Origin of the sequence: Vibrio mytili (assembly GCF_049563345.1) — a bacterium.
GTDB classification, from domain to species: Bacteria; Pseudomonadota; Gammaproteobacteria; order Enterobacterales; family Vibrionaceae; genus Vibrio; species Vibrio mytili.
Genome location: NZ_CP110481.1, coordinates 2,850,496 through 2,869,181, shown reverse-complemented (window position 1 = coordinate 2,869,181; position 18,686 = coordinate 2,850,496). Strand labels below are relative to the sequence as shown.

Genomic DNA, 18,686 nt, shown 5'->3' with positions numbered 1-18,686 from the left:
ACGATCACTGTGGCTGAATTGCCCGACGAGAACGACGATTGCTGCGCAGTCCATCGATACTGAATACGACTAACGCACCCCAAATAAAAGCGAAGGTGATGGCTTTATCCATAGTGAACGCTTCTCCGTACATCAGTACGGCAAGCAAAAACATTAAACTTGGACCGATGTATTGGAAAAAACCTAAAGTAGATAATTTGAGCCTTGTTGCCGCACCAGTAAAGCAGAGTAGAGGTAACGTTGTAATCACACCAGCAGCAATAAGAAGTGTATTGAGAGAAGCGGCATTATCCATCATGTTTGATGTGGCGGTATCAGCGAAAAACAACAAGTAAACCAACGCTGCCGGCAAAAGAAGCAGTGTTTCGACAAAGAGCCCGGTTTGCGCATCCACGGCCACTTTTTTGCGTAGCAGCCCGTAAAATCCAAAGCTCATCGCAAGTGCCATCGCAACAATCGGTACCGAACCAAAGACGATTAATTGCACTAATACCCCACAACCCGCCAGTACCACAGCGAACCACTGGAGTTTGCGTAGTCTCTCTCCGAGAAATACCATCCCAAGCAAAATATTAATCAGTGGGTTGATGAAATAGCCAAGACTCGCATCAAGCATATGGTTGGTGTTGACTGCCCAAATAAAAATCAGCCAGTTAGCACCAATGAGGACAGAGCTTGATAGCAGATATGCCATTTTACTTTTGCTGCTTGCAATGTCATAGACGGCACGCCACCTTCGGCCAAAATGAAGTAGAGCAGCAAGCAAAAAGAAAGACCAAATCACTCGGTGGCTGAGAATTTCAAACGCAGAGACCTGGGCAATCGATTTAAAGTACATAGGGGCAATACCCCACATAGTGTAGGCCGCAATCGCAAGCAGAACGCCTTGTCGTGCGCGCAGTTGTTCTTCGGAAGTCATGAAGTGCCAATTATTTGTGTATTTATAGACGAGAAACTGAGTATACGAGCCGTACTAGGAAACACCTAACAATTTGCGGTTTTATTCGCCATCAAACCCCATTACAATGTGCCCTCGTTTTGTGTGCCAAGAGGCGTTGACTTCGCGGCACGGAAAAGCATTTCTTGACCATCCAACCTGAGATTATTCATGACCTCGACTCTGTTAGCTGAACCATCAGACTTGCCTGCAACACCTCAAAAAGTATTACAGGACGTGTTTGGGTATCAGTCTTTTCGTGATGGCCAGCAACAAGTCATTGATGCTGCGGTAGAGGGGCAGGATAGTTTAGTTATTATGCCGACTGGTGGCGGTAAATCACTTTGTTATCAGATTCCTGCTTTAGTAAAGCCTGGTATTACCTTAGTAATTTCGCCACTGATTTCACTGATGAAAGACCAAGTTGATCAGCTCAAAGCCAATGGTGTAGCGGCGGAATGTGTCAACTCGACCATGAGCCGAGAAGCGCTGCTCAGCGTGTATAACCGGATGCATAATGGTCAGTTGAAGCTGATTTATGTCTCGCCTGAACGAGTATTAATGCGCGATTTTATCGAGCGCTTAGAACATCTTTCTTTATCGATGATTGCCGTAGATGAAGCGCATTGTATTTCGCAATGGGGCCACGATTTCCGTCCCGAATATGCCGCGTTAGGTCAACTAAAGCAGCACTTTTCACACGTTCCATTTATGGCGCTAACCGCGACCGCGGACGATGCGACTCGTCGAGATATCTTACAGCGATTGAATTTAACGGAACCGCAGGTTTATCTGGGGAGCTTTGATCGCCCTAATATTCGTTACAACTTAGTTGAAAAGCATAAGCCCGTTTCGCAAATCATCCGCTATTTAGAAACCCAGAGAGGGAACTGCGGGATTATCTATTGTGGTAGTCGTAAGAAAGTAGAAATGGTGACAGAGAAGCTGTGTAACAATGGTATTCGTGCCGCGGGTTACCACGCTGGAATGGAGACTGATGAGCGAGCGTATGTTCAAGAAGCATTTCAACGTGATGATATTCAAATCGTTGTTGCTACGGTAGCCTTTGGTATGGGGATTAACAAACCAAACGTGCGCTTTGTCGTGCATTTTGATATTCCCCGTAACATCGAGTCCTACTATCAGGAAACGGGGCGTGCCGGGCGAGATGGTTTACCAGCAGAAGCGATGATGCTTTACGATCCGGCTGATATTAGTTGGTTACGTCGTATGTTGGACGAGAAAGACGATGGCCCGCAAAAACAAGTCGAAAGCCATAAACTCAATGCGATGAGTGCGTTTGCCGAAGCGCAGACCTGCCGTCGCCAAGTATTGTTAAACTATTTTGGTGAATATCGTGAAAAACCTTGTGGGAACTGCGATGTTTGTCTTGATCCACCTAAACTGTTTGATGCGACGCAACAAGCTCGCAAAGCCTTATCCTGTGTTTACCGTGTTAATCAGAGCTTTGGTATGAATTACGTTGTTGAAGTGTTGCGGGGAATGCAAAATATTCGCGTCCGTGAACATGGGCACGATAAACTTTCTACCTATGGAATCGGGCGTGAGAATAGTCATGACTATTGGGTGAGCATTTTCCGTCAGCTGATTCACAAAGGTCTGTTGTTTCAAAATATCACCCGTAATTCAACGTTGCAGTTGACTGAAGAAGCGCGCCCGTTGCTGCGCGGAGACGTGTCACTCGAACTGGCGGTACCCCGGCTCGACACCACTGCTCGCGCGGCGAAAACAGATAAACTCACTAGCAAAAACTATGATAAAAAGTTGTTTGCTAAGTTACGTAAATTGCGTAAGTCGATTGCAGATGAAGATGGGTTACCACCGTACGTGGTTTTCAGTGACGCGACGCTTATTGATATGGCAGATATATTGCCAACGTCATACGGTGAGATGTTAGCCGTTAGTGGCGTGGGGCAGCGAAAGCTAGAAAAGTATGCCGATCCGTTTCTTGATTTGATTCAAGAACACATTACTCACCACGGTTAAGAGACTGACTATGCAAAAGGAATTTGGCTTAGCGGAATATTTCGCTGACGAAGGGCGTTTAGTTATTACTGCCCCAAGCTTTGATTTAGATACATTTCCTGCGCTGGGAGAGCGTTTGGTTGGATTGTTATCTGCTGTTGTTATTGAAAAGCAATGGGATGCGGATATCCATTCTTGGCTCATCGATTTTGAAGGCTGTCGTTTGTTTATGAAGGCTGAACATTATAGTGAAGCGATTTGGTTTGAAGCGCTGACGATAGAAGAGAGCAGGGAAGAGCTTGATTATCTAGCCGGGTTGTTTCAACGTGGTTTCTGATCTGAAAAGAGCGTAGTAGGAAGGTGTTTCACATGAAACACCTTTTTTGTTTGTATCTTAAAAGCCGCTGTTTTTAAGTGAAGTATGAGAATAAACGTTTGCGTAAAAACCTCTACTTGCTAGTCAAAGTGGTTAATGTATAATCGCCCACCGCTTTGCTCAATACAGAGTGAAGCCATTTTTTCATTTAACATTGTTGGTAAGAGTGGCTTTTAAATAGCTCACTCGATTTGGGTTCCCTCGCCCCCAAACCAAACTAAAAAGGTATCGCATGAGTAACTTTACCCCTGCGCAGCAGCGCAACGCCCTTATCTATCTGGTTTTATTTCATCTTGTCATTATTGCATCCAGCAATTATCTGGTTCAGCTGCCGTTTACTGTTTTTGGCTTCCATACCACTTGGGGCGCATTTACGTTTCCATTTATTTTCTTGGCAACCGATCTGACGGTACGTATTTTTGGTGCACCGCTCGCGCGTAAAATCATTTTTTTGGTGATGTTACCTGCGTTGATCGTCTCGTATTTTCTTTCAGTGGTCTTTTTTGAAGGTCAGTTCCAAGGCCTTAGCCATTTGAGTGAATTTAATCTGTTTGTTGCCCGCATCGCGATAGCAAGCTTTATGGCTTATCTGCTCGGCCAAATTTTGGATGTGCATGTTTTTAACCGCCTACGCCAAATGAAGCAGTGGTGGGTAGCTCCGACTTGTTCGACACTATTTGGTAATGCATTAGATACGATTGCCTTCTTTGGTATTGCGTTTTACCAGAGTCCGGATCCATTTATGGCTGAGCACTGGACTGAAATCGCGCTGGTGGACTATGGCTTCAAGCTTGTCATTAGCCTTGGCTTGTTTGTTCCGATGTATGGCGTGCTGTTGAACTATCTGATTAAGAAACTTACGGCAGTGAATCCTGACTTTAAAGTCACGACCACAGTGTAGTGCTCTCAGTTTGTTTCGATGTTGGAAAGCCGCTTGTTTTTGACAAGCGGTTTTTTGTTACATGTGAATGAGGCGTTCAGCACGTAGAGCATTTGGATCATGGGTGTCCCAAAGGGCTTAGATCTGCACTTCAAAAAATAACAGGCAATAAAAAAGGCTCCAAAGGAGCCTTTATCTATCGATATGTAATGTTTAAGTGGTAAAGAAACCGTAAACGGTTAGCGCGCTGAAATCGTTAACGGCCAGCCAATATCAGTTTGGCGATTCGATTCAATTTCCAGCTCTGCTGCTGTCAGCGGATTCGCCTCTAACCATTTGGCATCGATACTTAATGTCAGGTTGTCACCCTCTGCGGAAAGCTCGATCTGCGGTTCTAAGCTTGGATTGCGGCGGTGGGTTAGTAAGACCGCAAGGCGTAATAAACGCAGGACACGTTTTGCACTGCTGCCCGATAGAGCATGTTGCTCAGGAAGAGACGTCAGTTGTTCACGGTAACGACGTGCCACTTCGCCGATAAAGAACTTTTGTGCTCGCGTATAACCGGGCAAGTCTAGGTTTTGCAGCAGATAAGCACTGTGTTCACCACCTTTTTTGAAGTCAATGGTTAAGCCTATTTCATGCAATTTGGCGGCTGTGGTAAGTAAGATTTTACCTTGAGGCTCAGAAATCCATGTTTCACCGCCAGCTTGTTTAAGAAGCTGGCTAGCAAGTTGACTCACCTGATCCCCATATTGGCAATCCAGTTGATAACGACTCTGAATACTGCTAATGGTGCGTGAGCGGATATCACTTTGACGCAGTTCATCGACCATCTCGTAAACCAGGCCTTCACGTAGCGCTCCACCTGCCAAGGTCATGGCCTCTATTTCGAGTAATTCAAATACCGCAATCAGGATAGATAAGCCACTTGGGAAAACAAGCGCACGTTCGAGTGTTAAACCTTCTATGTCTAGCTCTTCTAAATGATCGGCGAGCATCGCTTGCTTTTGTAGGCGTTTAAGCTTGGAGTGAGTAATTACTTCGTCCATACCTTGCGCCAGCATGATCTCTTGTAATGCTTGAACGGTACCAGACGCACCAACGCAAACATCCCAACCCAAGTCGGTATACTGCTCTAATATCGGCTTGATGGTCTGTTTTGCACCTTCAATCGCAGCGTCGAAATTGCGGGCATTCAGTTGTCTATCTTTAAAGAAATTTTCCAGCCAAGTGACACAGCCCATCTTTAAGCTGGTCAATGCTTTGGCCTCAAACCCTTCACCGATGATCAGTTCAGTACTTGCGCCACCAATATCGACGACTAAGCGACGACCGCTACCGCCAGATGTATGCGCTACACCCTTGTAAATCGTGGCGGCTTCTTCTTCACCCGAAATGACGTCAATCGGCTGACTGAGAATTTCACGCGCTTTGTCTAAAAAAACTTCCACATTCGTTGCCGTGCGCAATGTTGCGGTACCGACGATACGAATGTTCTGTTTCGGAATATCTTGCAAGCGTTCCGCAAATAGACTTAAGCAGTCCCATCCTCGCTGCATCGCTTCCATACTAAGAGAGTTATGTTCATCTAAGCCCGCGGCTAAACGAACTTTGCGCTTAATTTTAGCCATAGTTTGAACGCTGCCATCGATATGACGCACAACGAGCATATGAAAACTGTTCGACCCGAGGTCGATGGCAGCATATAGCGGTGATGATCCTGCTTGACTCATAAACGACTTCAGTTTCCCTTTAAGATTGCTTAGGTGCCGATTGGCGTGGCTGACGAGGGCGACGTCCTTGCGGCTTACGATTACCGGAACGTGTACCACCCGTATTCGTCCGGCGCTGTTGATTGCGTGGCGCGCGCATGCGAATCGGTGCTGGTAGATCACGTATCAACGCAGAAGCATCGTATTCAGACATCGGAATGGTATGTTCGATGTATTCTTCAATTGCAGGTAGATTAATGGCGTATTCTTCGCATGCAAAACTGATTGAGTGACCGCTCGCACCTGCACGACCTGTACGACCAATGCGGTGAACATAATCTTCGCAATCGTCAGGTAAATCATAGTTGAACACGTGTGTTACTTGAGGAATGTGTAAACCACGCGCGGCTACATCGGTCGCGACTAGGATATCCACATCACCTTTAGTGAACTGCTCGAGAATTTTTTCACGCTTTTTCTGCGGTACATCACCAGTAAGTAGGCCAACACGGTGACCATCTGCAGCGAGATGCCCCCAAACTGATTCACATTTGTGCTTGGTATTAGCAAAAATAATTGCGCGATCTGGCCAATCTTCCTCAATGAGGGTCTGAAGTAAGGCCATTTTATCTTCGTTTGATGGGTAGAACAGTTCTTCCTGAATGCGGTGACCAGTTTTTTGCGCTGGTTCTACCACAACATGCTCTGGGTTGTGCATATGTTCAAAGGCCAGTTCTTGAACGCGATATGATAGCGTGGCTGAAAATAGCATATTGAGACGCTCTTGTGGCGCAGGCATGCGGCGGAACAAGAAGCGAATGTCTTTAATAAAGCCTAAATCAAACATGCGGTCTGCTTCGTCCAATACAACCACTTGAATGTTGTTTAGGTTGAATACGCGCTGTTTATAGAAATCAATAATACGCCCGGTGGTCCCGATTAAGATATCGACGCCGCTTTGTAGTTTATTGAGTTGCTTATCGTAGCTCTCGCCACCGTACGCCAATGCGGCTTTTAGGCCAGTACTGGCAATAAGCGACTCTGCATCATTAAAGATTTGTATGGCTAGCTCACGCGTTGGCGCCATGATGATGGCTCGCGGTTGCGTGGGTTGGCGCCCTTCGTGTTCTGGTGTCGTTAACAAGTGATTGAATGTAGCAGTAAGAAACGCGAGGGTTTTACCAGTGCCCGTTTGGGCCTGGCCTGCAATGTCTTGGCCGGTGAGCAGTACCGGCAGCGCCAAGGCTTGGATAGGGGTACAAAATTCGAACCCTTTTTTGTCCAATCCATCAATAACTTGGGGCTTTAATCCCAAATCGGCGAACTTTTGCTCTGTGATATGCGTCTTTTTCATCGCTATAGAATATCAGCTAAAGCTTGCAATACGAAAGTAAATACATTCCAATAGGGCATCTAATTACTGGTTATCATCCAACCAGTTTCGAAAAACACATTGGAGTGGAAGATGAGTGATAAGATTTTGCAGCTAACTGATGACGGTTTTGAAAACGATGTGATCAATGCTGCAGGCCCTGTTTTAGTTGATTTTTGGGCAGAGTGGTGTGGTCCTTGTAAGATGATTGCGCCTATTCTTGATGAAATCGCTGAAGAGTACGAAGGCAAGCTCACTATCGGTAAACTAAACATCGATCATAACGCAGGCACTCCGCCTAAGTTTGGTATTCGCGGTATTCCAACGTTACTGTTGTTTAAAGACGGCGGTGTTGCGGCAACGAAAGTTGGTGCTCTGTCTAAAACTCAACTGAAAGAGTTTTTGGACGCAAATTTATAATCACCATGTGATTAAAAACAAAACCGTGCAGATTAACAATGCACGGTTTTGTTTTTCTAACTCTGGACTAGAATATTAATTAGTGCTAAGTTATCGCGCGTTAATTGAACAAATTTCTCTTCTTGGTCGATCCTGAGACCAAATCCATCTTAACTAGAAAACAGATCTTATTTTGACTAAACAAGAATCCACTACCATGAACCTTACCGAACTGAAGAACAGACCTGTGTCTGACCTTGTAAAACTGGGCGAGAGCTTAGGATTAGAGAACCTAGCTCGCTTAAGAAAACAAGACATTATCTTCGCGATTTTGAAAGCGCACGCCAAAGGCGGCGAAGACATCTTTGGCGATGGGGTTCTGGAAATTCTGCAAGACGGTTTTGGTTTCCTACGCAGTGCAGATAGTTCATACCTCGCTGGTCCGGACGACATCTACGTATCACCAAGTCAGATTCGTCGTTTTAACCTGCGCACAGGTGACTCAATTGCGGGTAAAATTCGTCCACCAAAAGATGGTGAACGCTACTTTGCCCTTTTAAAAGTCAACACAGTCAATGCTGATAAGCCTGACAACGCTCGTAACAAGATTCTTTTTGAGAACTTAACACCATTACATGCTAACGAGCGTATGGTGATGGAGCGTGGCAACGGTTCAACAGAAGACATCACAGCGCGTGTATTAGACTTAGCATCGCCAATTGGTAAAGGCCAGCGTGGTTTGATTGTTGCTCCGCCAAAAGCAGGTAAAACCATGCTTTTGCAAAACATCGCGCAAAGTATCGCTTACAACCATCCTGAGTGTGAACTGATGGTACTTCTGATTGACGAACGTCCGGAAGAAGTGACCGAGATGCAGCGTCTAGTGAAAGGTGAAGTCATTGCTTCTACCTTTGATGAGCCAGCATCACGTCACGTTCAAGTCGCTGAAATGGTCATTGAGAAAGCAAAACGCTTGGTTGAGCATAAGAAAGACGTCGTTATCCTTCTAGATTCTATCACTCGTTTGGCGCGTGCTTACAACACCGTTGTTCCTTCATCAGGTAAAGTGTTGACAGGTGGTGTGGACGCAAACGCACTGCATCGTCCTAAGCGTTTCTTTGGTGCTGCTCGTAACGTCGAAGAAGGTGGTAGTTTGACTATCATTGCAACCGCTTTGGTTGATACTGGTTCTAAGATGGATGAGGTTATTTACGAAGAGTTCAAGGGTACCGGTAACATGGAACTTCACTTGAACCGTAAGATTGCAGAGAAACGTGTTTTCCCTGCCATTGACTTCAATCGCAGCGGTACTCGTCGTGAAGAGTTGTTGACTAAAACGGACGAGCTACAAAAAATGTGGATTCTACGTAAGATTGTCCACCCAATGGGTGAGACCGACGCAATGGAGTTCCTCATTGATAAACTGGCAATGACCAAGACCAACGACGAATTCTTTGACGCGATGCGTCGTCAGTAATTACGAACATCTTATTTATAAAACAGCCACCGCAAAACGGTGGCTTTTTTATTGCTTTCTGCAAATAGAAGCATCAGAATGTAAGTAATTGTTATCGGGAGGTTAACATGCAACAAGGAATGTTGTCGTCTTTACTCCTGAGTGTGTCACTTATGGCGATACCAACGACACTATCTGCTAAGGAAATGCAGGAGTCGGTGGTAGAGCAGTGGCTTCAGGATGCCCCAATTCAGGCCAAAACGTCTGAACTGTTCGACTATGCTATTAGAGACAAAGTCGATTCACTGGAATTTGCCCTCGACCGCCTCGCATTGCCTCAGCAAGAGGTTGTGCGCTTTCGCTTGCTCGAAAAAATTGAAAAGCAGGACGTGGTTCTTACACCACGAATGGCGCTTTTTATAGAGTCACAGATTCGTATGATCCCGACCTATCAAGTTTTAGAGCGAGGCGATGGGTACGAGTTCAGTGTTCCTGCGTTTAATTATCCTGCCGTTGCAAGTCGTTTACTCAAGCGCTGGAAACAAGGCCAAAGTACCTTAGACTTCGTGCTGCAAGCGGAACGTCAGGAACTCGATCTTCAACAATGGTTATCCGGTACGACACAACACACTAAGTCCCAAGAGGCGCTGCTTCTTCAGGAATTAGATAATTTGTCTCCTAGTGCACTACAAGCATTGACGGTGCAGTTAACTCAAGCTGATATCACAAGCTGGCTGCCATCAACCGCTGTGATAGCGCGTTTGGCCGAAGTCAGTCGAGATAAAGAAGTCTATGATTTGCTGTGGCGGATGAAAGCCGATTACAACAGCCTGATAGAAATAGAGCGCTTGGCCGCGGTCGGTGATGCGTTTTCCTTGCAGCAATTGATGAACTCAACGGTCAATCCGACTCTCAAGCCATCAGCTATTAGTCTTCTGACTAAATCCAACCCGCTCACTCCTGAAGTGAAGCAGTTCTTAATTGACAAGATGGCTCTGTCAGAAGAAGCGACTCTAGTTGCAAGAGAACTGGCTCTGCAAGGTCACCAAAACTGGCTCGAAGATCTTATTTCGAACAATCATCAAGTCAAAGCCAGTCAGATTGAGCAAGTATTGAAGTAATATCACCCATAAATCCACAATAAATAGGAGGATCTTACAGTCCTTCTATTTGTTATACTGCGGAGAGTTTAATCAGCCAGTCATGAAGGCCTATGAGTTTTAAGGATTTACGTGAGTTTATCAACCATCTAGAGCAGAACGGTAAACTCAAACGCATTACTCACCCTGTCGATCCCGCCTATGAGATGACAGAAATTAGCGACCGCGTACTGCGCGCAGGCGGTCCTGCATTGTTGTTTGAAAACCCCATTGGATATGATGTTCCGGTACTCACCAATCTCTTTGGTACGGCGGAGCGAGTCGCGATTGGTATGGGGAGACAAGATGTAAAAGAGCTACGAGAAGTAGGGAAACTACTGGCGTACCTTAAAGAGCCAGAGCCACCTAAAGGCTTTAAAGATGCGATTGAAAAGTTACCAGTATTCAAACAGGTGTTGAACATGCCAGCTAAACGTCTGCGCAAAGCCCCGTGTCAGGATATCGTTTGGCAGGGCGATGATGTCGATTTGGATAAGATTCCCGTAATGAGTTGCTGGCCGGAAGATGTTGCACCGCTTTTAACTTGGGGCTTAACGGTCACCAAGGGGCCAAATAAAAAGCGCCAAAACCTTGGTATTTATCGTCAGCAAAAAATTGCGAAGAATAAAGTCATCATGCGTTGGCTTGCTCATCGAGGTGGAGCGCTTGATTTACGCGATTGGATGGAAGCAAACCCTGGTCAACCATTCCCCATATCAGTCGCTTTTGGCGCAGACCCCGCTACCATTCTTGGTGCGGTTACGCCCGTGCCTGATACATTGTCCGAATATGCGTTTGCGGGTTTACTCCGCGGCAGCAAAACCGAAGTCGTCAAATCCATCAGCAATGACCTAGAGGTTCCCGCAAGTGCCGAGATTGTCCTAGAAGGCTACATTGACCCAAATGAATTTGCGGAAGAAGGACCATACGGTGACCATACTGGTTACTACAATGAGAAAGAACTGCACCGCGTCTTCACTATTACACATATTACCATGCGCAAAGACCCTATTTACCACAGCACCTATACCGGACGACCGCCGGATGAGCCTGCGGTATTAGGCGTTGCCCTGAATGAAGTCTTCGTTCCTATTTTACAAAAACAGTTCCCTGAAATTGAAGACTTCTATCTGCCTCCTGAAGGCTGTTCTTATCGAATGGCTGTGGTGACAATGAAGAAGCAATACCCGGGACATGCCAAGCGTGTCATGATGGGAGTGTGGTCTTTCTTACGTCAGTTCATGTACACCAAATATGTCATTGTTTGTGATGAGTCTGTTAATGCACGTGATTGGAATGATGTGGTTAAAGCCATGACTGAGCATATGGATCCAGTGCGTGATACGTTAATGATAGATAATACGCCGATTGACTCATTGGATTTTGCTTCTCCTGTGGTGGGACTAGGTTCCAAAATGGGATTGGATGCAACGATAAAGTGGGAAGCGGAACTGGCAACTCGACCACAAGCGCGTGAGCGAGAAAGCCAAGCGCTTACGCAAGTTGAGTTGGAAGAGCTTAAAGCCCAATGTCCGGATGTTGTTGATATTTACTTACCGCCTACTGCCAAGCAACAGTTTGTTGTGGCCACCATAAAGAAAGAGCGGGCGGGACAATCGCAAGCTTTGCTAAAACACCTTGGGGAGTTTTTCGAGCACCGTACGCATGTCAAATTCATCATCCTGTGTGATGACGACGTCAATGCTCAAGATTGGCACGATATTATTTGGGCAGTGACAACGCGTATGGATCCCGATAGAGACACGATTCAAGTGCGTGGAACTGCAACGAGACTAGAACTCGATGCCACCAATAAATTTGAAACTGAAGTGACCCGTGAGTGGGGCACGCCAATTAAAAAAGATCCTAAACTTGTGGCGAAAGTCGATGAGATTTGGGATCAGTTAGGTATGCTATGAGCCATCAAGTCCAGCTTCTTCCTATGAAAATTACATTCCAGGTCGAAGAGGGAGAGACAGTGTTGGAAGCTGCGCTCAACAATAATATTCGCTTCCCGCACCGTTGTCGCGTAGGCGCTTGTGCTATGTGTATGTGTAAAAAGCTATCAGGCGAGGTGAGTTACCACCTTGACCCTATGCTAACCGATAAAGAGCAACAGCAAGGGTGGATATTTCCTTGCCAAGCCTATACAGAAAGTAATTTAGTGCTTACTTTTGAAGAGTAAGTGAGAGGAACACCATGACCATCCAATGTAAAGTAAAGTCTATTCAGCCGTTAGCTTGTAATACTTACCGAATTCTACTTCACCCGGAATCACTCGTAGCGTTTAAAGCTGGCCAATACCTGATGGTAGTAATGGGAGAAAAAGATAAGCGCCCATTTTCTATTGCCAGTAGCCCTTGCCGACATGAAGGTGAACTGGAGCTGCACATTGGCGCTGCTGAACACAACGCTTACGCGATAGAAGTTGTCGAAGCAATGAAATCTGCACTAGCAACCAATGGTGATATTGAGATAGATGCACCGCACGGTGACGCTTGGGTTCAAGAAGATAGTGAGCGTCCTTTATTGCTTATCGCTGGTGGCACAGGGTTCAGTTATGTTCGATCAATCTTAGACCACTGTGTTGCGCAAAACAAAACCAATCCTATCTACTTGTATTGGGGAGCTCGTGATGAAAGCCAGTTATATGCAAAAAACGAGCTTGTCGCGATCTCAGAGAAATACTCTAATGTTCACTTCATTCCAGTAGTGGAAGAAGCCCCAGTTGGTTGGCAGGGGAAGGTGGGTAATGTACTTGAAGCAGTCAGTGACGATTTTGTAAGCCTCGATAGTTACGATATTTACATCGCAGGTCGATTTGAAATGGCTGGCGCAGCGAGAGAACAGTTTACTCAGAATAAGCGGGCGAAAAGGGAACGTATGTTCGCGGATGCGTATGCTTTCATTTAAGTACAGTTTTTAAAGTCAAAAAAGAGGGTTTTTTACCCTCTTTTTTTTGCTTTTGATGGAAAAAGCACCGAACGATCAATTTTTCTGTTTTTTTTCTAAAAAGGGCTTGCGCTGCAATCGTAACTCCCTATAATGCGCATCCACCGACACGGCAGACGCTATAAGGCTTTGCAAGGTTGGAAGAGGAAAAAGCTTCTACGAAAATAAGTTGAAAAAAAGTGTTTGACACTCTCAATGAAATCGCTAGAATGCACCTCCGCTTTGAAAGAAAAGATTCTCGAAAAGCAAGCTCTTTAACAATATAGACCTATCAATCTGTGTGGGCACTCGTTGATGATAATCCAATTAGAAACTTCGGTTTCAAATTAGGTTTCAATGATACGAAGTGACCATTGAATCTTCGGATTCAGCACAGTCAATTCATTATCGTTCTGTTGGAACGATAATAGCTTTAAAATTACATTAGTAGTTTTGAAGTCAGTATTCATTGAGCCGAAAAAACTTTAAATTGAAGAGTTTGATCATGGCTCAGATTGAACGCTGGCGGCAGGCCTAACACATGCAAGTCGAGCGGAAACGAGTTAACTGAACCTTCGGGGGACGTGAACGGCGTCGAGCGGCGGACGGGTGAGTAATGCCTAGGAAATTGCCCTGATGTGGGGGATAACCATTGGAAACGATGGCTAATACCGCATGATGCCTTCGGGCCAAAGAGGGGGACCTTCGGGCCTCTCGCGTCAGGATATGCCTAGGTGGGATTAGCTAGTTGGTGAGGTAAGGGCTCACCAAGGCGACGATCCCTAGCTGGTCTGAGAGGATGATCAGCCACACTGGAACTGAGACACGGTCCAGACTCCTACGGGAGGCAGCAGTGGGGAATATTGCACAATGGGCGCAAGCCTGATGCAGCCATGCCGCGTGTATGAAGAAGGCCTTCGGGTTGTAAAGTACTTTCAGCAGTGAGGAAGGGGTGTGTGTTAATAGCGCACATCTTTGACGTTAGCTGCAGAAGAAGCACCGGCTAACTCCGTGCCAGCAGCCGCGGTAATACGGAGGGTGCGAGCGTTAATCGGAATTACTGGGCGTAAAGCGCATGCAGGTGGTTTGTTAAGTCAGATGTGAAAGCCCGGGGCTCAACCTCGGAATAGCATTTGAAACTGGCAGACTAGAGTACTGTAGAGGGGGGTAGAATTTCAGGTGTAGCGGTGAAATGCGTAGAGATCTGAAGGAATACCGGTGGCGAAGGCGGCCCCCTGGACAGATACTGACACTCAGATGCGAAAGCGTGGGGAGCAAACAGGATTAGATACCCTGGTAGTCCACGCCGTAAACGATGTCTACTTGGAGGTTGTGGCCTTGAGCCGTGGCTTTCGGAGCTAACGCGTTAAGTAGACCGCCTGGGGAGTACGGTCGCAAGATTAAAACTCAAATGAATTGACGGGGGCCCGCACAAGCGGTGGAGCATGTGGTTTAATTCGATGCAACGCGAAGAACCTTACCTACTCTTGACATCCAGAGAACTTTCCAGAGATGGATTGGTGCCTTCGGGAACTCTGAGACAGGTGCTGCATGGCTGTCGTCAGCTCGTGTTGTGAAATGTTGGGTTAAGTCCCGCAACGAGCGCAACCCTTATCCTTGTTTGCCAGCGAGTAATGTCGGGAACTCCAGGGAGACTGCCGGTGATAAACCGGAGGAAGGTGGGGACGACGTCAAGTCATCATGGCCCTTACGAGTAGGGCTACACACGTGCTACAATGGCGCATACAGAGGGCGGCCAACTTGCGAGAGTGAGCGAATCCCAAAAAGTGCGTCGTAGTCCGGATTGGAGTCTGCAACTCGACTCCATGAAGTCGGAATCGCTAGTAATCGTGGATCAGAATGCCACGGTGAATACGTTCCCGGGCCTTGTACACACCGCCCGTCACACCATGGGAGTGGGCTGCAAAAGAAGTAGGTAGTTTAACCTTCGGGGGGACGCTTACCACTTTGTGGTTCATGACTGGGGTGAAGTCGTAACAAGGTAGCGCTAGGGGAACCTGGCGCTGGATCACCTCCTTATACGATGATTATCGTGATGAGTGTCCACACAGATTGATATGGTTTATAAAGTTTAAGAGACGATACTGGGTCTGTAGCTCAGGTGGTTAGAGCGTTCGCCTGATAAGCGAGAGGTCGGTGGTTCGAGTCCACTCAGACCCACCAATTCCTTTTAAAGGGTTGGCGACAGTATCGACACCTGATGGGGCTATAGCTCAGCTGGGAGAGCGCCTGCCTTGCACGCAGGAGGTCTGCGGTTCGATCCCGCATAGCTCCACCATCTTTAAGCGCATTAGTGATAGTGCTTTTAAAAATGGTTTTCATCAGAAAATCTCGCTCTTTAACAATTTGGAAAGCTGACAAAACAACAATTTATTGTTGTTTGTAAAGTTCTCAAAGTATTCCTAAGGGAATACAACTAAAAACACATTCAAGTGTTCTTGGGAATAACATCTTTAGGTGTTGTTCATATTTGAGTCCGGCAAAATCGAACTGTCTCTCGCTCATTCAAATAATGAGAGACAACTTTGGTTGTTTAACGTCAATTCGAAACTTCTTCGGGTTGTATGGTTAAGTGACTAAGCGTACACGGTGGATGCCTTGGCAGTCAGAGGCGATGAAGGACGTATTAACTTGCGATAAGCCCAGATTAGGCAGTAAAAGCCACTTGAGTCTGGGATTTCCGAATGGGGAAACCCACTTACATAAGTAAGTATCGCTGCGTGAATACATAGCGCAGCGAGGCGAACCGGGGGAACTGAAACATCTAAGTACCCCGAGGAAAAGAAATCAACCGAGATTCCGAAAGTAGCGGCGAGCGAAATTGGACTAGCCCTTAAGCTTTATATGCGTTAGACGAACGGTCTGGAAAGTCCGGCGATACAGGGTGATAGCCCCGTAGTTGACAACGCACATTCAGTGAAATCGAGTAGGGCGGGACACGTGATATCCTGTCTGAATATGGGGGGACCATCCTCCAAGGCTAAATACTACTGACTGACCGATAGTGAACCAGTACCGTGAGGGAAAGGCGAAAAGAACCCCTGTGAGGGGAGTGAAATAGAACCTGAAACCGTGTACGTACAAGCAGTAGGAGCACCTTCGTGGTGTGACTGCGTACCTTTTGTATAATGGGTCAGCGACTTATATTCAGTGGCAAGGTTAACCATCTAGGGGAGCCGTAGGGAAACCGAGTCTTAACTGGGCGTTCAGTCTCTGGATATAGACCCGAAACCAGGTGATCTAGCCATGGGCAGGTTGAAGGTTGAGTAACATCAACTGGAGGACCGAACCGACTAATGTTGAAAAATTAGCGGATGACTTGTGGCTAGGGGTGAAAGGCCAATCAAACCTGGAGATAGCTGGTTCTCCCCGAAAGCTATTTAGGTAGCGCCTCGGACGAATACTACTGGGGGTAGAGCACTGTTAAGGCTAGGGGGTCATCCCGACTTACCAACCCTTTGCAAACTCCGAATACCAGTAAGTACTATCCGGGAGACACACGGCGGGTGCTAACGTCCGTCGTGGAGAGGGAAACAACCCAGACCGCCAGCTAAGGTCCCAAATTACTACTAAGTGGGAAACGATGTGGGAAGGCTCAGACAGCCAGGATGTTGGCTTAGAAGCAGCCATCATTTAAAGAAAGCGTAATAGCTCACTGGTCGAGTCGGCCTGCGCGGAAGATGTAACGGGGCTAAGTAGTAAACCGAAGCTGCGGCAATGTGCTTTTGCACATTGGGTAGGGGAGCGTTCTGTAAGCGGTTGAAGGTGTGTGGTAACGCATGCTGGACGTATCAGAAGTGCGAATGCTGACATGAGTAACGATAAAGGGGGTGAAAAACCCCCTCGCCGGAAGACCAAGGGTTCCTGTCCAACGTTAATCGGGGCAGGGTAAGTCGACCCCTAAGGCGAGGCCGAAAGGCGTAGTCGATGGGAAACGGGTTAATATTCCCGTACTTCAACTTATTGCGATGGGGGGACGGAGAAGGCTAGGTGGGCCTGGCGACGGTTGTCCAGGTTCAAGTGCGTAGGCTTAAGAGTTAGGTAAATCCGGCTCTTTCTAAGGCTGAGACACGACGTCGAGCATCTACGGATGTGAAGTCATTGATGCCATGCTTCCAGGAAAAGCCTCTAAGCTTCAGATAAGTTGGAATCGTACCCCAAACCGACACAGGTGGTCGGGTAGAGAATACCAAGGCGCTTGAGAGAACTCGGGTGAAGGAACTAGGCAAAATGGTACCGTAACTTCGGGAGAAGGTACGCTCCTGGCGGTGAAGTCCCTTGCGGATGGAGCTACTAGGAGTCGCAGATACCAGGTGGCTGCAACTGTTTATTAAAAACACAGCACTGTGCAAAATCGTAAGATGACGTATACGGTGTGACGCCTGCCCGGTGCCGGAAGGTTAATTGATGGGGTTAGACTTCGGTCGAAGCTCTTGATCGAAGCCCCGGTAAACGGCGGCCGTAACTATAACGGTCCTAAGGTAGCGAAATTCCTTGTCGGGTAAGTTCCGACCTGCACGAATGGCGTAATGATGGCCACGCTGTCTCCACCCGAGACTCAGTGAAATTGAAATCGCTGTGAAGATGCAGTGTACCCGCGGCTAGACGGAAAGACCCCGTGAACCTTTACTACAGCTTGGCACTGAACATTGACCCTACATGTGTAGGATAGGTGGGAGGCTTTGAAACCAGCACGCCAGTGTTGGTGGAGCCGACCTTGAAATACCACCCTTGTAGTGTTGATGTTCTAACTTGGTCCCCTCATCGGGGATGAGGACAGTGCCTGGTGGGTAGTTTGACTGGGGCGGTCTCCTCCCAAAGAGTAACGGAGGAGCACGAAGGTGGGCTAATCACGGTTGGACATCGTGAGGTTAGTGCAATGGCATAAGCCCGCTTGACTGCGAGAATGACAATTCGAGCAGGTGCGAAAGCAGGTCATAGTGATCCGGTGGTTCTGAATGGAAGGGCCATCGCTCAACGGATAAAAGGTACTCCGGGGATAACAGGCTGATACCGCCCAAGAGTTCATATCGACGGCGGTGTTTGGCACCTCGATGTCGGCTCATCACATCCTGGGGCTGAAGTCGGTCCCAAGGGTATGGCTGTTCGCCATTTAAAGTGGTACGCGAGCTGGGTTTAGAACGTCGTGAGACAGTTCGGTCCCTATCTGCCGTGGGCGTTGGAGAATTGAAAGGGGCTGCTCCTAGTACGAGAGGACCGGAGTGGACGAACCTCTGGTGTTCGGGTTGTGTCGCCAGACGCATTGCCCGGTAGCTAAGTTCGGAATTGATAACCGCTGAAAGCATCTAAGCGGGAAGCGAGCCTTGAGATGAGTTCTCCCTGATACTTTAAGTATCCTAAAGGGTTGTCGTAGACTACGACGTTGATAGGTCAGGTGTGTAAGCGTTGTGAGGCGTTGAGCTAACTGATACTAATTGCCCGTGAGGCTTAACCATACAACACCCAAGGGGTTTTGA

The 18,686-nt window shown here is 47.1% G+C and carries 12 protein-coding genes, 2 tRNA genes and 2 rRNA genes; 13 read left to right on the top strand and 3 right to left on the bottom strand.

Annotated elements, in window-relative coordinates:
• Positions 1 to 4: 4 nt before the first annotated feature.
• Positions 5 to 919: an EamA family transporter RarD gene (gene rarD / locus ONE56_RS13250; RefSeq protein WP_423839994.1), complete on the bottom strand. Its 915-nt coding sequence runs from the start codon at positions 917 to 919 to the stop codon at positions 5 to 7.
• Positions 920 to 1,108: 189 nt separating this feature from the next.
• Between rarD and recQ the strand changes: the two genes are divergently transcribed.
• From recQ to ONE56_RS13235, 3 genes are all read left to right on the top strand, one after another.
• A complete protein-coding gene (gene recQ, locus ONE56_RS13245) occupies positions 1,109 to 2,944 on the top strand; it encodes an ATP-dependent DNA helicase RecQ (RefSeq protein WP_331439132.1) in 1,836 nt (611 codons plus the stop codon).
• Positions 2,945 to 2,954: 10 nt separating this feature from the next.
• Positions 2,955 to 3,260 (top strand): DUF3630 family protein, encoded by a 306-nt coding sequence (locus tag ONE56_RS13240; RefSeq protein WP_331439133.1) that lies wholly within the window; start codon positions 2,955 to 2,957, stop codon positions 3,258 to 3,260.
• Between the two features lie 271 nt (positions 3,261 to 3,531).
• Entirely contained in the window at positions 3,532 to 4,200 is a 669-nt protein-coding gene (locus tag ONE56_RS13235) for a 7-cyano-7-deazaguanine/7-aminomethyl-7-deazaguanine transporter (protein WP_041156716.1), read from the top strand.
• 218 nt (positions 4,201 to 4,418) lie between these two features.
• On the opposite strand, the gene gppA is transcribed toward ONE56_RS13235, so the two are convergent.
• Together gppA and rhlB are read right to left on the bottom strand one after the other, a co-directional pair.
• Positions 4,419 to 5,912: a guanosine-5'-triphosphate,3'-diphosphate diphosphatase gene (gene gppA, locus ONE56_RS13230; RefSeq protein ID WP_041156717.1), complete on the bottom strand. Its 1,494-nt coding sequence runs from the start codon at positions 5,910 to 5,912 to the stop codon at positions 4,419 to 4,421.
• 19 nt (positions 5,913 to 5,931) lie between these two features.
• Positions 5,932 to 7,245, bottom strand: a complete 1,314-nt coding sequence (rhlB, locus tag ONE56_RS13225) for an ATP-dependent RNA helicase RhlB (RefSeq protein WP_331439134.1) — start codon at positions 7,243 to 7,245, stop codon at positions 5,932 to 5,934.
• A 111-nt stretch (positions 7,246 to 7,356) separates the two neighbouring features.
• Here rhlB and trxA point away from each other — a divergent pair, with 111 nt between their 5' ends.
• From trxA to ONE56_RS13175, 10 genes are all read left to right on the top strand, one after another.
• Entirely contained in the window at positions 7,357 to 7,683 is a 327-nt protein-coding gene (gene trxA / locus ONE56_RS13220) for a thioredoxin TrxA (protein WP_041156719.1), read from the top strand.
• 196 nt (positions 7,684 to 7,879) lie between these two features.
• On the top strand, positions 7,880 to 9,139 hold the full coding sequence (gene rho, locus ONE56_RS13215) for a transcription termination factor Rho (RefSeq protein ID WP_041156720.1): 1,260 nt from the start codon (positions 7,880 to 7,882) through the stop codon (positions 9,137 to 9,139).
• Positions 9,140 to 9,246: 107 nt separating this feature from the next.
• The gene (locus ONE56_RS13210) at positions 9,247 to 10,239 is read left to right on the top strand and encodes a hypothetical protein (RefSeq protein WP_331439135.1); all 993 of its coding nucleotides are present in this window, start codon (positions 9,247 to 9,249) and stop codon (positions 10,237 to 10,239) included.
• A gap of 92 nt (positions 10,240 to 10,331) precedes the next feature.
• Positions 10,332 to 12,176, top strand: coding sequence for a 4-hydroxy-3-polyprenylbenzoate decarboxylase (ubiD, locus tag ONE56_RS13205; RefSeq protein WP_423839993.1), 1,845 nt, complete (start codon positions 10,332 to 10,334; stop codon positions 12,174 to 12,176).
• On the top strand, positions 12,173 to 12,442 hold the full coding sequence (locus ONE56_RS13200; protein ID WP_331439137.1) for a 2Fe-2S iron-sulfur cluster-binding protein: 270 nt from the start codon (positions 12,173 to 12,175) through the stop codon (positions 12,440 to 12,442). The genes ubiD and ONE56_RS13200 overlap by 4 nt, the downstream gene beginning before the upstream one ends.
• A gap of 14 nt (positions 12,443 to 12,456) precedes the next feature.
• The gene (gene fre, locus ONE56_RS13195; RefSeq protein ID WP_423839992.1) at positions 12,457 to 13,170 is read left to right on the top strand and encodes an NAD(P)H-flavin reductase; all 714 of its coding nucleotides are present in this window, start codon (positions 12,457 to 12,459) and stop codon (positions 13,168 to 13,170) included.
• Positions 13,171 to 13,675: 505 nt separating this feature from the next.
• Positions 13,676 to 15,228: ribosomal RNA gene (locus ONE56_RS13190) — 16S ribosomal RNA — on the top strand.
• 67 nt (positions 15,229 to 15,295) lie between these two features.
• Positions 15,296 to 15,372, top strand: a tRNA-Ile gene (locus ONE56_RS13185).
• Between the two features lie 39 nt (positions 15,373 to 15,411).
• Positions 15,412 to 15,487: transfer RNA gene (locus ONE56_RS13180), tRNA-Ala, on the top strand.
• 288 nt (positions 15,488 to 15,775) lie between these two features.
• Positions 15,776 to 18,665, top strand: a 23S ribosomal RNA gene (locus ONE56_RS13175).
• Together the 16S and 23S rRNA genes with 2 tRNA genes alongside form the textbook arrangement of a ribosomal RNA operon.
• Positions 18,666 to 18,686: the final 21 nt, after the last annotated feature.